We start from the raw sequence: 16,349 nt of genomic DNA on the forward strand, positions 1-16,349 counted from the left end.
GCGCATTTTTATAGAATTCTCAAGATTTTCTACCTAATGTCGAATATTTAAGCGTTTGAATAATGCTTTTCCCGTAGAAATGAATTTTCTTTATAATATGTAGTCTGAATGCTGAAAACTTTTTTATTTTAGGAATCCTTGTGCAACACGTAAAATTAGCTAGAGATAGAAGAAAAAAACGCTCTCGTATTAAAGAGGGAGTGTTTTTTATTGCTATTTTACTGATTTTCTCAGGGATTTTACTTACCCTAAAAGATAATTCAGAACATCATGATTCACCGGAACAAGTCATTCCAGCGGTGGTGGATAATGTTAAATATCAATCATTAAATACCTCAAATAAACAAGAAGAAAAAACAGCACATACTTCAGTAGAGCATCAGGCAACTGAGCATCTTAATGATGAAGATGCAACATCTTATGATGATGAATTACAGGCTAAAGATGATGAAGTTGATGAAGTGAAGCCTTCAACAGATGAACTGGATAATTTGCCGCAAAATGCACAAGATGCATTAAGTGGATTATTAGATGCGGCAGATCAAGCAATTCGTATTACCGATCAATTTAGCCATACAGTGACGCGTGGAGATAGCCTAAAAGACGTATTGGAACTTTCTGGTTTGGAAGATGATACCGCACAGCGTTTAATTGCTGAGGACGGTGAGTTGGCAAATTTGAAAGCGGGTCAACAGTTCTATTGGATTTTAGATAAAAATGATGAGCTAGAATATTTAAATTGGCTTGTATCTGAAAAAGAAGAACGTATTTATGAACGTGTTGAAGGTGGCAAATTTAAGCGTCAAGTTGTTGAAAAAACAAGTGTTTGGCGAAAAGAAGTATTAAAAGGTGAAATTAACGGGACGTTTGCGGCTAGCTTAAAAGCTCAGGGATTGGATAATCGTCAAATCAACCAATTAACCAGCGCACTTCAATGGCAAGTGAGTATTCAGAAGTTGAAAAAGGGGACTAAATTTGCAATTTTAGTTTCTCGTGAATATTTAGGCGATAAACTCACTGGTCAAGGTAATGTTGAAGCATTACATATTTCATCTGAAGGTAAAAGTTATTATGCGGTTCAGGCTGCTAATGGTCGTTACTACAGTCAACAAGGGGAAACCTTAGGTAAAGGTTTTGCTCGTTATCCATTGCAACGACAAGCACGCGTTTCTTCACCATTTAATCCAAATCGTCGTCATCCAGTAACTGGGCGAGTACGACCGCATAAAGGTGTGGATTTCTCTGTTTCTCAAGGTACACCGATTATCGCTCCAGCAGATGGCGTAGTTGAAAAAGTCGCATATCAGGCTGGTGGCGCTGGACGTTATATTGTTATGCGTCATGGTCGTGAGTACGAGACTGTTTATATGCATTTAAGTAAACCTCTTGTACGCGCAGGACAAGCAATTAAAAAAGGTGAGCGAATTGCGCTTTCTGGTAATACCGGAATTTCAACAGGGCCACATTTACACTATGAATTCCATATTAATGGACGGGCAGTCAATCCGTTGACGGTTAAATTACCTGGCACAAGTAGTGGAATGGGAACTGCCGAACGTAAACAATTCCTTGTTCGTGCTCGTGAAGCAGAGCTAATGTTAAAATTATAGTCATATAAAGTGCGGTCATTTTGATCTGCTCCCAAAAGTTGGACTAACCAAACCAACAATTGAGGTGCAGATTTTTTATCGGTAAACACTACACAATCGAATTTAAATTACAGGCTCTTCAACCTATTTTGAATGGAAAAATGAGTATCAGAGAAGCTGCGTGTTTTTACAATATTCCTTCCAACGCCTTAGTCGGGACGTGGTTGAAACGGTTTGAAAAAAGTGGCATAAAAGGACTGATTCCCCGTAAACCATCAGGACGACCGCCGATGAAACCTAAATATGCAAAAATGCCACCGCCACCCAAAACTGAAGAAGAGCGTTTACGCCTGAGAATTTTACAGCTTGAAGCGAAGGTAGCTTACCTAAAGGAGTTGAGAAGGCTCAGACTTCAGGACGAAGCCGAGCAACAGAAATTATCCAAAGGTTAAGAACACGCTATCCGTTAAAATGGCTATTGAGTTTTGCACGATTAGCGCGTAGTACGTTTTTTGCTAAACTTTAGATTAAACTAGATAAGGATGAGCAGCTGAAAAAGGCCATTAAATGCATCAAAGCCAATCATCCTGATTATGGCTACCGAAGTGTTCAGCCTGTCTGCCAACGTTAAATCACAAGAAAATCCAGCTTCTAATGCGGTACTCGGACGCCAAGTGCGGTTAAGAAAACGCAAGAAATTCATGACCTATCGAGGCACAATAGGCCATATTGCCCCGAATCGTTTTGAGCGTAATTTTACGATAACTGCCCCGAATCAAAAATGGGTAACGGTAAAGCAAAAGATGGGGTACAAGTCAATGTTAAACATGGCGGGCAAACGCCGGAATAAGGTTGAGGGCTTGATTTAACATTCAGATCAAGGCTGGCAGTATCAGATGAGTGCTTATCGTAGAATACTTGCCGAGCAGGGTATAACTCAATAAAACGAAAGAATAGATAGGTGAATAGGTAAGGGATTATTTTGACTATTATAACCACCGTCGAATCCAACTGAAATTAAAAGGACTGAGTCCGATACAATATCGTTGTCAGTCCTTGAATTAATCGTCCAGATTTTTTTAGGGGCAGATCATTTTTTGACTAAATTTATTTAGCCATTTTTATCTTTAGCGGCTTTATAAAGCTCCATCGCTTTAGGTAATAAACGTTGTAAGTTTTCTTGACGAGACTGATCACTAGGATGAGTAGAAGCTAACACATCAAGAACCCCCCGAGAACCACCAGACACTTTTGCCATTTTTTGCCACAATCCTGGCGCCACTTGTGGGTTGTATCCAGAACGAGCCATTAACATTAATCCCACTTCATCTGCTTCAGTTTCAGCACTACGAGAATAAGGTTTGTCTAAAGCAAAATCTTTAGTAAGCGAAACCAAATCAGTTACATCCGTCCCAACTGCAATAGATAATGCTGTCCCTCCAATGGCACCAACAATATTACTCACGGTTCCAAAGTTAGTTTTAGCTTTACCATGCTCTTTTAATGCATGAGCCATTTCATGCCCCATTACCACTGCGATTTCATTATCATTAAGTTGTAAAGTATCAACCAACCCAGTATAGAATGCCATTTTACCGCCCGGCATTGCCCAAGCATTCAATTCTTTTGACTTAATAACATTAATTTGCCAGTTAAATTGCTGTCCGGTTTCATTAGCTTGGTTTGCATAATTCACCATTTTATGAAACACATGGTGAATTCGTTTTGCGGTATTTGATGAAGTATCAATTGCCCCCTGAGTACGAATTTTTCCCATTTCTTGTGCATAACTACTCGCTGCCTCTCGATTTATAGAAGCCGAATCAGCACAAGCTGTGATAAGTGAACTAGCTAATAGCGCAAAAGCAAAACTTTTAAGTTGTTTTTTCATAAGTGATCCTTTTTTGAACAGAAGCAGATTATATAAATTTATTATTTTTTGTCGATATAAATATATTGCACTTTCCTTTTGCACTACTATAATAGTGCAAATTTATTTTAGAGGCATTTTATGACACAACAAAAATCCCCTTCTCTCTTAGGCGGTGCGATGATCATCGCGGGTACAGCTATTGGTGCGGGCATGCTGGCTAACCCAACTTCAACGGCTGGTGTATGGTTTATTGGTTCGATTCTCGCTTTAATTTATACTTGGTTTTGTATGACAACATCAGGATTAATGATCCTAGAAGCTAATCTACATTATCCAACAGGTTCAAGTTTTGACACCATCGTTAAAGATTTATTAGGAAAAAGTTGGAATATTATCAATGGTCTTTCCGTTGCTTTCGTCTTGTATATTTTGACTTATGCCTACATCACCTCTGGCGGAGGCATTACACAAAATCTACTCAACCAAGCATTCAGTTCTGCTGAAAGTGCGGTGGATATTGGAAGAACTTCAGGATCTTTAATTTTCTGCCTTACCCTTGCCGCCTTCGTGTGGCTTTCAACCAAAGCGGTGGATCGTTTCACAACCGTGTTAATTATCGGGATGGTGGTCGCTTTTTTCCTTTCTACTACCGGTTTATTAAGCTCTGTAAAAACAGAAGTTTTATTCAATACCGTTGCTGAAGGCGAACAAACATATTTACCTTATTTATTCACCGCACTTCCAGTGTGCTTAGTGTCTTTTGGTTTCCATGGAAATGTACCGAGCTTAGTAAAATATTACAATCGTGATGGTCGCCGAGTCATGAAATCAATCTTTATTGGTACGGGGTTAGCACTCGTAATTTATATTTTATGGCAACTTGCTGTGCAAGGTAATTTGCCACGCAACGAATTTGCTCCAGTAATTGAAAAAGGCGGTGATGTTTCCGCATTACTAGAGGCATTACATAAATATATTGAAGTGGAATACCTTGCCGTCGCATTAAATTTCTTTGCTTATATGGCGATTGCCACATCATTCTTAGGCGTAACTTTAGGTTTATTTGACTATATTGCTGATCTGTTTAAATTTGACGACAGCTTATCTGGTAGAACAAAAACAACACTCGTTACTTTTTTACCGCCATTATTGCTAAGCCTACAATTCCCTTATGGTTTTGTGATTGCCATTGGTTATGCTGGGTTAGCTGCAACCATTTGGGCTGCAATTGTACCTGCACTTCTTGCTAAAGCAAGCCGTCAAAAGTTCCCACAAGCGAGTTATAAAGTTTACGGTGGCAATTTTATGATTGGCTTTGTGATCTTATTCGGTGTGTTAAACATTGTGGCACAAGTCGGTGCAAACTTAGGATGGTTTGCCAATTTCACAGGATAAGTTTTACTCGATACAATAAAGGTGTATAACTGATTAACTCTCAAAAAGTTAGATTGTTAAATTAAGGACTGAGTTCTGTAATTCACAGGACTTAGTCCTTTTATTTTACACTGAAAGCAATTTTTACTGTGTTAAAGATCAAAAATTGATCACTTGTTGTTTAAATGACGGGGGATTTAACCATAAAAAATTTGCACCTTAATCAGTTGATTGTTTCGTTCAACTTTTGGGGTGCAAATCATACATAGGGCTTTGCAATCTATAACGCTAATTCAAATAGGCGTATTAAAAACTAAAACTTAGTTTTACTTCAGCAGCTTTTTGTTTCTCTGCTTGTTTCGCTTTTGTTAATCCGCCAATTAAACTTAATTTTACATTATGGTATTTCAATTTAAGGCCAGCATTATATTGTTGTTGATTTTCAACGTTGTAAGAAAAATCATATCCATTTACATTAATTTTTCCGTTTCCTTGATTTACATCATATCGAGCAGATAAAATTGGTGTAATAGAAAACTCGCCTAAGTTATAGGTATAACTTAAATCAAGTTGAGCAAAGGTTGTTTTGACGGATATAGGGTTTACTTTAATGCGATCTTGACCTAATGCAAAATTAGAGCTTGATAAGTAGCTATAACGAATGCCTACACTTGGTTTAACTCCAAAATTCCCTATGTTAAATGCTTTACCAGCTATTAAGCCTATTTGTGTTGTATGACGATCAAATTTAGCATTATTATTGGTTCGTAGGTTGCTTTGGAACTTGCCGTAGCCTAAATCAATGCCAAAATACCAATGATTATCCGCATAATATTTAGAATAGAAATTAACTTGTGCTAGAGTAGTTTTACTTGTTGCCTCATCAAGGTTGTTACTATTCCGAACGTAAGTCAATATACCGCCTAGTTGAATATTTTTTGTAACAGATTTATCTAAGCCTAACTGGTTTCTTACACTTTGAGAACTAAAACGACGATATTGGCTTGAGGAATAATTTTCGTTCATCGAAGAATTAGATACCCAAATGCTATATTGCCCCTCATTATTCATTTCTAGTTGATTAATATGTTGAGAAATCGCTTTTCCAACATTTAATGCAACAAATTGTGCTTTTGCCATTGAGTCAGAAAGTACAGCATTGGTATTTTTACTAATGAGATCGCGTTGTTCATTCTGAGGTAATTTTTCAGCTTTACGAACTTCTTCAGCTTTACGAACTTCTTCAGCTTTACGAGCTTCTTCAGCTTTACGAACTTCTTCAGCTTTACGAACTTCTTCAGCTTTACGAGCTTCTTCAGCTTTACGAGCTTCTTCAGCTTTACGAGCTTCTTCAGCTTTACGAGCTTCTTCAGCTTTACGAGCTTCTTCAGCTTTACGAGCTTCTTCAGCTTTACGAGCTTCTTCAGCTTTACGAGCTTCTTCAGCTTTACGAGCTTCTTCAGCTTTACGAGCTTCTTCAGCTTTACGAGCTTCTTCAGCTCTACGAGCTTCTTCCGCTTGACGTGCGGCTTCGGCTAATGCTTGAGTGTCATCTTTTTTATAGGTGATCACATAAGCATTGGTACCATTTGGTTTAATTGAATCTACAATTAAGCCTGTAAAAGATTTTTGGTTCTTCGCAGTATTTTCATCAAATGAAGTTTTTAATACGACTGTTTCAGCTAAAATATTTCCGTTAGGATCTTTATAAGTAAGCATCACGAATTGAGGTGCTTCAATTTTAGTTGAGTTGCCAATTTCTGTACGACTAAAATTAGGATCGTTTTGGTTTGAACTAGCCACATTTGGTGCCTCTGGCACAGGCGTATTTTGAGGTTCATCCGTTCGTTTAGCCAACTGTTTTGCTTTAATTTCTTCCTCAATTTTTGGATTATAAAGTCGCCATACTCCATCTTTTTCTTGAAGTGTATAACTGTAGGCACCTAAATCGACTTTTCCTCCATCTAGCGTTAAAGTTAAATTATTGTGTTGTGCTGTGGAAGCATTAAATAATTCCAACGCATCGTATTTTGGTTCACCTGTTTTATTGCGAACGTGAAGGGTAAATTGACCGCTTGCGGATTGATTTACCACGACTTTATCGCCTTGTTGGCGGCTTAAATCGGTGAAATAATAAAATCTCCCTTGTCCTGAAAGATTATTTACGGTTAATTGGTTGTAAGCCGTTGTGGTTTCTAGGGCATTATTAGCATTGAGATGAATATCCCCCCCATTCATTACTAATTGGTTAACTTGGCTATTCCCGGTTAAATGCCATTGACTATTTGACTCAAAATGCACCGCACTTTGTTCTGTGCTGTGAATTGTACCGAATAGATTAGCTTTACCTAATGTAAACACAGAATTACCTGTTAAATTTACATCGCCGTGCATATTGGTAGGTGAAAAACTCTTTAATGCTTTATCAGATAATTGGTTATTAGTACAAGTTACATAGCCCGTATAGTCTGAACGCACACAAACTGTGTCGCCTGTTTTATAGCCAATATGCACTTTTGCATTATCAGAAGCTGTGATATTTGAAGTAATGCTTTCAACATTGCGACCTGAATAAAGTGAGGCATTGCCACTCACTTTCATTGAGGTTGCTTTAAAAGTGCGGTCAATCCAGTCATTTTCTACCACCACTTCATTATTTTCAGTAAAGTGTTGATCTTTTTCCGTTGAAGAAATATTAGCAATATCTCTTGCGTGTGGTGTAGGTCTGCCAGAAAGGAATAATGTACCTTTTTCAACTTTTAATTCACCGTTAAGGTTTGTTCCGCCTGTCAATAAAAAGCGATTTTGATCGGTTTTACCGCTAAAAGTGATATTTAATTCACCATTTGTACCTTTACCATCATCTTCACCAAAGTAGCCATTAAAACCATTCATACGCTCATTGTTGATATGATTCATTACATTTATTTTGGCATCTGTTTCATTTTCACCCATATATAGCCAATCTTGATTACTTTCTTTTCCATTGCAAGGCATTTCAGCGCGGAGGCTACCTGATTTTTTTAATGTGTAATATTTATAGCAATAATTACTGTAATAAAGGTTTTGTCCATATTTCGCGGCTCGATTAAGAAAAGGTCGTTCTACCTCTTCAGGTTGTGGGCGATATATAGTTATCTTGCCTAGTTCAGTAATCAAATTATCCCCAGTAATAGTTACATTAGAGGATTTACTGGTATTGTGATTAACTAATCTAGCTCCCTCATCAATATTTCTAATGTGATCAAATTTAAGTGAATTACCGTTTAAATCTAATCGTCCCCCTCTAAATCCAAAGTAAATAGAGCTAGGATCTACTTGTTTTTCATCTGTGAGAACAACAGTTGGGCGACCGCTTACAATTCCAAGCATAGAGAAAGCTTTAACTTTTCCCGAAGAATCAGCCTCTTGTTTTAGGATAACTTTTCCATCTCCTACTTTTAGTTGCCCTTTGTTTTCTCCTTTTCCTTGTACAACTAAAGTACCTTCACCAATTTTAGCTAATCGATCATATTGAGGATTATGCACTTTCCATACAACGGTATTTCCTTTTTCGACAGATACACCCGCTCCTTGCCAAGTAGTATCGTTGGAAGTGCCTTCAACTGTATAATTACCCTTAAAGAACAATCCACCTGCGCCTTGATTGATATTATTCTCTAAAGTAATTGTTCCATTTCCATTAAAGGTAACATTCTTGTTATTTATCTTATTCAAAGAAATAGCATCATTATAAATAACACTTGAGTCATTTGAAGTTTTCCAATTATAGGATTCGGAAGAGCCTGTTAATGAACCCGCATTATTTTTCTTATAAATTTCTTCTGCAAATTCTGGCTTATAAATATTCCACTCTTGCCAAGATTTTTTCTTATACCCTCCCCAAAAATCATAAGCACCAAGGAAAAGCCATTTCTCTTTAGATTTATCATAAACAAATAACGGTGAGCCGCTATCTCCCAAAACAGCGTAATTAGTAAGCGGTTTACGAGATAATATCTCTTTTGGATCGTTGTGATCTTCGGTTGAGTCACCAAACCCAATGAGTCCATCGTCTGTATGATTCACTTTATAAGGCGTTCCAGCAATACCATAAGTATAGGCGTCACCAACCAATTTTAGATTATCCCCTCCAACCTCATGGTTATCTAAAATTAAGCTGTAATTATTTCCTTTTTTATAAATAAATTGACTACCACTTCCAAGTCTTACAAAAGCAGGATATTTATCGGCGTTGTTATATTCGCCCTTATTGCTACTTTCGGTTGATGGCTCAATAGGAGCGACTTCGGTCACAAATTTATCAAGGCGCGGCATATAGTAGTCTTCACGGCGTTTTTGAGAATGTTCTTCTTTAGTTATAGGATCTCTCGTCAATTCAGAAGGAAAACTATTTTTTTCAACGGTGTAATATCGGTTTTCTTCGGACGATACATCTCGGTGTGACTTAGCATTACCTCGTTCCCTATGCCCATTCAAATTCCCAAAATGAAGTTCGCTCACATTATCACCAACGTGTTTTACACCTACTACGTATTGCGGATTCACCAACGTGGCAATTCGTTTATCTACATCTACCACACTAAAATCAATCATCGGAATACCGTTAGGTAAGGCCGTGCCCAAATCTTTATTATTTTTATCCTTTACCAGCACATTTGTTGCCCCCACAGAGAACATTCCTTTGTTTTCTGCAAAATCACGGAATATTTGATAATCCACATCGTCTCTAACTAATGCGGCTTCTGTATAAGGGGTTAGCGCATAGGCGACAGTTAGGGCAATAAAGTTAAGTTTGAATTTTTTATTTAGCATATTGGTTGTCCTTATAAATTGATTTTAAAAAGTAGATTTGATAGGACCAGTTTTATATACGGCTATGAGGTGATTCAAATCTTGAAGATGTGTTGCGGTGTTAATTTGTCAGTTTTATTTTAGGGGCGTTTTTCTACCATAAATTGTTCAAAAAGTGAATTATATTCACTAATAAATTACTGGCTAATGATAATTATGTCTAACTTTTAAAAATTCAATTATTTTTCACCGCACTTTGGGAGCTAATCTAAGGTTTTAATGATTCCATTATCGACTGAAAACGTTTTTCTGTTTTCGACTTGCATCTCTTTTAGTTGTTCTTGAGTAATGGCTGTAACAAATACTTGTGAACCGCTTTGTTGTAATCGTTCTGCCAACAGTGCTCGTTTATATTGATCTAATTCTGATGCAAAATCATCGATCAAAAAAATACAATGGCGTTGTTTTTCTTTCATTAAATGCTCGCCTTGAGCCAGTCTCAATGCACACATTAAAAGTTTAAGCTGTCCGCGAGAAAGTACATCTTCCACTGGCAATCCCTGTGCTTTGAAACGAAAATCAGCTTTTTGAGGTCCAGAAAATGTGTAATTTAAGACACGATCTCGTTCAAAATTTTGCTCAAGAACCTCAGCGTAATCCGTATTTTTTTCCCAGCCTTGATGAAAGCTGACATTAATTTCTAATTCAGGGAGAAAAAGTTGGCAAGTTTGCTCGATTTCAGGGCGTAGTGCTTCTGCATATTCGGCACGCCATTGACTCACTTGATGAGCGAGTTTGGCAAGCTCGACATCCCAAACTTTAATAGCGGAGTAGGGCTGATTTTGTGCAAGTGCTGCATTTCTTTGTTTGAGTAATCGATTAAGGTTGCTCCAAGCCGCATAAAAACTTGTTTGATGGTGAAAAAGTCCCCAATCCAAAAATGCTCGGCGATAACTTGGCCCCCCATTCAGTAAGGTTAAGCCTTCTGGGGTGATTAATTGCATTGGCAAAAGATGAGCAAGATCGGAAATTTTATTGCCATCTTCTCCGTTAATTTTTACTAACGTGTTGCCTTGACGAAGTTTTTGTAATCCCACAGACCATTGATGTTGGCTTTCTTGGATTTGTCCAAATAAGGTAAAGTGAGGTTCGTCGTAAGAAATGATGCGATTTGTTACCGCACTTTTGAATGAGCGTCCGTGACCAAGATAAAAAATGGCTTCTAATAAGCTTGTTTTCCCGCTGCCATTGTTGCCGACCAAAAAGTTAAAGCCGGGATCAAAATCAAGATCCACGGCTGTTAAGTTACGAAATTTTTCGACCAGTAAGCGCGAAATCGCCATATTATAAACGCATTGGCATAATTACATATTCGCTGCTGCTGTCTTCGCAGTTTTCAATTAAGCAACTAGAAGAGGCATCAGTTAAGCGCATGCGAACTTGATTGCATTTAAGCGCATTTAAAACATCAAGAATATAGGTGACATTAAATCCCACTTCTAATTCTTCGCCATTGTAATTGACATCCACGATTTCTTCCGCTTCTTCATGTTCGGTGTTGGAGGCGGTAATTTTTAGTTGGTTTTCGCTTAAATTTAAACGCACGCTACGCACACGCTCATTCGATAAAATTGATGCGCGAACAAAGGCTTGTTTAAGAATTTCCCAGCTGCCTTCGACAATTTTCGTTGCATTACGAGGCAGCACTCGGCGATAGTCAGGGAAACGACCATCAATTAATTTTGATGTAAATACAATGTTTTTTAGATGAATACGTAAATTGTTGGTACCGATTTGTAAACGTGCAGGTTCATCGCTTGTTTCTAATAAACGAACCAGTTCTAACACGCCTTTACGCGGTAAAATCACAGAATGATTTTGTAATTCTTGCTCAAGCGAGATGGTGCAGACTGCAAGTCTATGGCCATCTGTCGCCACTGTACGCAATAAATTGCCTTCTGTTTCAAACTTCATACCATTTAAGAAATAGCGGGCATCTTGGTTTGCCATGGAAAATTGAGTGGCTTCAATTAAACGGCGCAAGGTATTTTGCGGTAGTTCAAAATCTACTTCAGACTGCCAATCCGTGAGGTTTGGATATTCTTCTGCAGGTTGAGTTGTAAGTGTAAAACGGCTACGCCCAGATTGTACTAACGCACGGTCTTCTTCAAAAGTAACCGTGATTTCTGAATCATCAGATAAAGTGCGGCAAATATCTAAGAATTTTTTTGCTGGAATCGTAAAAGTGCCATTTTCAGAAGACGATGAAAGCTGAGTTTGACTCGATAATTCGACTTCCAAATCTGTGCCCGTGATAGTCAATCGATTATCTTCAATTTGCAACAGAACGTTGTTTAATACTGGAATATTTGGGCGATTACTCAATACGCCACATACTTGCTGCAACGGTTTTAATAAATTTTCTCTTGAAATACTAAATTGCATTGCGTTCTCCTTTTTATGCGGACAAAGTGCGGATTAAATTCGCCCAATCTTCTTGAATGCTATTGTCTTGCTCGCGGAATTTTGGTACTTCGCGGCAAGCGTTTAATACGGTCGTATGATCACGGTCAAATGCGCGACCAATTTCAGGCAAACTGCGGTTTGTTAATTCTTTTGCTAATGCCATGGCAATTTGGCGAGGACGAGTCACTGAACGCGCACGACTTTTTGATTTTAAATCTGAAACCTTAATTCGATAATATTCAGCCACTACCTTTTGAATGTTTTCAATGGTAACCAAGCGTTCTTGAAGAGCCAAAATATCTTTTAAGGTGTCACGCACGAAATCAATATCAATGTCACCGCCTTTGAAGTCTTGCATTGCTTTCACGCGATTTAACGCCCCTTCGAGTTCACGCACGTTGGTACGCAAGCGTTGAGCAATGAAGAAAGCGACTTCTTCTGGCAAGTTCATATTATGTTCTTCCGCCTTTTTCAATAAAATCGCTACACGCGTTTCAAGATCGGGCGGCTCAATGGCTGTTGTTAAGCCCCAGCCAAAACGTGATTTTAAACGTTCTTCAATTTTTTCAATTTCTTTAGGATAACGATCTGATGTTAAGATGATTTGGCGACCCGTTTCAAATAAGTTATTGAATATATGGAAAAATTCTTCTTGAGTTTTTTCTTTTTCAGCGAAAAATTGAATATCATCCACTAAAAGCGCATCGAGAGAACGATAGAATTTTTTGAACTGATCCATTTTATTATCACGCACTGCTTTTACCATATGTTGCATAAAGTTATTTGCGTGAATATAAAGCACACGCGCATTCGGTTTATTGGCTAAAATGCCGTTGCCAATCGCGTGTAACAAGTGGGTTTTACCTAAGCCAGTACCACCATATAAAAAGAAAGGATTGGCCGAAGGTTCGCCTGGCGCTTGAGCAAGTTTTTGACCGACTGCGCGTGCGAGTTGGTTCGATTTACCTTCAACAAAGTTATCAAATAAGTGTTTAGTATTTAGATGCGATTCAAATTTTACTGAAGCACTAGATTCAGCTTGAAAATCTGCCGCACTTTCTGTTTTAGGCGTGCCACTTGGTGCACTGTCCACTACTTTGGGTGCAGGCTTGACCCCTTCTTTTAAAGAAATACGCAGTTCAGGATTTTGTGCAAGTGTTTGACAAATTTGCTGGATTTGTGCGAGATAATGAGTTTCCACCCAACCTTTCACAAACATATTAGAAGCATATAAAACAATGTGGTTATCCGCTACCACATCAGCCTGTAAAGGACGAAGCCAAGTGCTAAGATCGCTGGCTGAAACTTGATCTTGAAGTTGTAACAGGCAACTTTGCCAAAGATTTGAGAGATTCACAAAAGGATCCTTGTTGTTTTTGTAATAGAGAAAAGTGCGGTAAAAATTGGTAGAGATTTTACAATAAATGCGTGGAAAGATCTTCTAAAAAAATCCAAGTTTGGTTTTTCACTTAACCAGATTATAGAACAGAAAAAGATGCGCCAGTAAGGTATAGATATAGCATGTCTAGTCCATCTGGCGCACTTTAATTTAGAATTTCATTTCTAATGTTAAGGTATAGTTTCGTCCTGGTGCTGCGTAGCGAGTATAGTTACCAACATTTTGATGTTGATTGATCGCTCCTAGTGCACTTTGGCGTACAGCTTCCCAAGTGACATAACGATAGTTGAATAAATTATATATCCCTAATCGAAGCATAATATTTTTATTCACCATGTAATAACCTGATACATCTAAGGTATGCCATGCCCGAGTAAGTTTTTTTGTTGATTTTACATCCCTTGAATTGCTACCCAATGCACGTTGTCCTAGCAATTCACTTTGAGATTTTGCTTTTGATTGGGTAAAGATAGCATTTACTCCCCAAGTATTACTTGGATGATCATAGCCTAAACCAAAGATATAACGGTTGGGTTGAATAGCGTCAAATAAATAACTGCTTACGGAGGCTAAACCAGCATTGATTTTTTGATCTTTAACTTTTACTCGGTTATAAGCAAATGTTGCATACCAACCGTAGGGAATACGTTTCCATAAACCATTAAAATCTAATTGCGCAGTTATATTTATGCCAACTAATTTGGCATTTTGTGCATTATGATATCCATAATTGCCCTTTCCAACTCCATTTTTATTAAGTTCTTCAGCAAAGGCGATAAGATTTCGATAAGCATTACTAAAATGACTGATCTCAATATTACCAAAGTCCCCTTTTAGAGCGATACCAAACTCTTGGTTACGAGATGTTTCAGGCTTAAATTTACCTACATAAACATCGGTATTATTGCCACCATACCGCCATCCATACATTTCAGCAAAACTAGGATTTCTAAATCCAGTAGAAAGTCGATAAGAAAGATCAAGCCATTCGGTTGGTTTTATGACAATACCAGTATTCCAAGAGAAATTTTTAAATTTACCAACACTAATAGTTGATTCATTAGCTTTTGTACGAGATACGTCATACCGAATACCTAAACCTAAATCAACGTATTTCCCTAATGCCATATTATTGCGTGCTGCAAAATAATAATTTTTCCCTTTAATTAATCGAGCTTTACAGTCTCTGTAATTAGAGGAGTTACCTTGATAATCACAAAAATCTTGTCCTGCAAAATATGCATTTGGTTTTGGATATAAGTAAGGTTGTGAGGATAAACCATTTCTTCTTGTTTCACCAGCTTGCTCTGAAATACTATTTGCCGTAGCGATAACACGTCGAGTTAAATAATCTTTGTGCTGAAGCGTTGAAGTAAAGTCATCAAAACCAAGATTGAAGACAATTTGGTGAGTAAGCCAATTTTGTTGAATTTTTTTCTCTAAATCCAATTGCAACATGTTGTGTTTTTCTTTATAAACATTTCTATCAGAATGATAGTATGAATAAGGTTTATCAAGTGTTGGGCGGCAATTCTTACTTGGATTAGGATAAAGACTGCAATGCGTATGTTGCATATAACTGTCAAGTATGATGTTTTGTTGATTAGCACTTAACACTGCTTTGTCAATGATTCCAGCTTTGTTCTTATTTTCGTAAATATATTCAATACCTACACGCTGTTTTCTATGGTGTTCATCGAAATAAAGCCCACTCGCATATTTAACGCCTCGGCCATCATCAATATGTTGATATGCACCATAATCTTGCATTGGATAAAAAGAACGACTGCTTAAATCCCTTCCTTCTGTTGGGCTTAAATAAGCTGGAAATGTCATATCTCGGGTATCAAATTTTTGTTGTGTGAATTCAAAAATACCACCGATATAGTGTTGTTCAGAAAAATGATAACCGCCTCTTAAAAACCAAGATTGGCTTTCATATTTCATTGGATTAGGTTTGATACGGTTAGCCCCCGTATAATCTGAAACACTTACAGTTTCTCTTTGGGAGGATAAAGTCGCAGGTGGTTTGGCTGAGGTTTTGCAATTGTTATAACCATTTGGACACTCATTTTCCATCACAAAGTACCCCGAAGATGTATCTGTTTTAGCGATTAATCGATCATAACTTTGTACGCCTTTTAATGCGTCTGGATGGATTTGTGTTTCTACTGAATTTCGTTGAGTGTAAATAGCGACCCCTTCAAATCCCCCTTGTTTTCCAGCTACAGCTAAAGAATGGGTAAAGCCTTTATTTTTGCTTGAATAAGCATTTTTAGTTTGAATTCCCCATGATTTGTCTCCTTCTAAGATATCGGCTGCTGATTTGCTTTGAAATGTTACAGAACCAGCTAGTGCTCCATTACCATACTCAGAAGAACTGCCCCCTTTGCTTATTTCGACAGCTTTTACATTTTCATATTCAATTTCATTAATTGCACCAGTGCCAGAATATCCTGAACGAGCAACTAAAGGGCTCTGTACTACATAAGATTGCGTTTGAGGTAAACCATCTACTAATAAAGCAACTCTATTTCTGTCCATACCACGAATAGAATACCCAGAGCTTGCACCGCGGCCTTGTTCGACAACTGAAATGCCTGGATCATAGCGAGTTAGATCTCGAATGTTTAATACTTGTTCTCGGCTAATACTTTCGCTAGTTTTGATAATTTTTCCGAGGCCTGTTACTTCATTATCTTTACGATCTCTTACTTTTTCTGCAGTGACTGATATAGTTTCCAATTCAGTGTCTTTCGTACTTTTAGTTTCTGCTTTTGCATAGTGTGAAATTAAAATGCAAGAGAGCATGCTTAAGCAAAAATAGGATTTTTTAGTCATTTTCAGTTCCTCT

General features: G+C 37.7%; 10 protein-coding genes and 1 pseudogene. 5 read left to right on the forward strand and 6 right to left on the reverse strand.

Annotation, left to right across the window (positions count from 1 at the left end):
* Window positions 1-140 precede the first annotated feature (140 nt).
* The 4 genes and pseudogenes from mepM to DV417_RS06960 all read left to right on the forward strand — a co-directional run.
* Window positions 141-1,610, forward strand: a complete 1,470-nt coding sequence (gene mepM / locus DV417_RS06945; protein WP_192878564.1) for a murein DD-endopeptidase MepM — start codon at window positions 141-143, stop codon at window positions 1,608-1,610.
* A gap of 140 nt (window positions 1,611-1,750) precedes the next feature.
* The gene (locus DV417_RS06950; RefSeq protein ID WP_118879209.1) at window positions 1,751-2,041 is read left to right on the forward strand and encodes a helix-turn-helix domain-containing protein; all 291 of its coding nucleotides are present in this window, start codon (window positions 1,751-1,753) and stop codon (window positions 2,039-2,041) included.
* 141 nt (window positions 2,042-2,182) lie between these two features.
* Complete coding sequence (locus tag DV417_RS06955) at window positions 2,183-2,458, forward strand: hypothetical protein (protein WP_118879210.1); 276 nt, start codon at window positions 2,183-2,185, stop codon at window positions 2,456-2,458.
* 109 nt (window positions 2,459-2,567) lie between these two features.
* Window positions 2,568-2,654 (forward strand): annotated as a pseudogene (locus DV417_RS06960) (IS3 family transposase); the annotation flags it as partial.
* Window positions 2,655-2,700: 46 nt separating this feature from the next.
* Here the strand turns inward: DV417_RS06960 and DV417_RS06965 are convergent.
* Window positions 2,701-3,480, reverse strand: a complete 780-nt coding sequence (locus DV417_RS06965; protein WP_118879211.1) for a M48 family metallopeptidase — start codon at window positions 3,478-3,480, stop codon at window positions 2,701-2,703.
* 120 nt (window positions 3,481-3,600) lie between these two features.
* On the opposite strand from DV417_RS06965, the gene mtr reads away from it, so the two are divergent.
* Window positions 3,601-4,857 carry a tryptophan permease gene (gene mtr / locus DV417_RS06970; protein WP_118879212.1) on the forward strand — a complete coding sequence of 419 codons (1,257 nt, stop codon included), beginning with the start codon at window positions 3,601-3,603 and terminating at the stop codon, window positions 4,855-4,857.
* Between the two features lie 285 nt (window positions 4,858-5,142).
* Here mtr and DV417_RS06975 read toward each other — a convergent pair whose 3' ends face one another.
* The 5 genes from DV417_RS06975 to DV417_RS06995 form a co-directional block, all read right to left on the reverse strand.
* Entirely contained in the window at window positions 5,143-9,651 is a 4,509-nt protein-coding gene (locus DV417_RS06975) for a S6 family peptidase (protein WP_118879213.1), read from the reverse strand.
* 242 nt (window positions 9,652-9,893) lie between these two features.
* On the reverse strand, window positions 9,894-10,973 hold the full coding sequence (gene recF, locus DV417_RS06980) for a DNA replication/repair protein RecF (protein WP_118788860.1): 1,080 nt from the start codon (window positions 10,971-10,973) through the stop codon (window positions 9,894-9,896).
* Window position 10,974: 1 nt separating this feature from the next.
* Window positions 10,975-12,075 carry a DNA polymerase III subunit beta gene (gene dnaN, locus DV417_RS06985; protein WP_009499821.1) on the reverse strand — a complete coding sequence of 367 codons (1,101 nt, stop codon included), beginning with the start codon at window positions 12,073-12,075 and terminating at the stop codon, window positions 10,975-10,977.
* Between the two features lie 13 nt (window positions 12,076-12,088).
* Window positions 12,089-13,453, reverse strand: coding sequence for a chromosomal replication initiator protein DnaA (gene dnaA / locus DV417_RS06990; RefSeq protein ID WP_118803187.1), 1,365 nt, complete (start codon window positions 13,451-13,453; stop codon window positions 12,089-12,091).
* Between the two features lie 192 nt (window positions 13,454-13,645).
* A complete protein-coding gene (locus tag DV417_RS06995; RefSeq protein WP_065246137.1) occupies window positions 13,646-16,336 on the reverse strand; it encodes a lactoferrin/transferrin family TonB-dependent receptor in 2,691 nt (896 codons plus the stop codon).
* Between the last annotated feature and the right edge of the window lie 13 nt (window positions 16,337-16,349).

It is taken from the genome of Haemophilus haemolyticus (assembly GCF_003490935.1).
Taxonomy (GTDB): domain Bacteria; phylum Pseudomonadota; class Gammaproteobacteria; order Enterobacterales; family Pasteurellaceae; genus Haemophilus; species Haemophilus haemolyticus_M.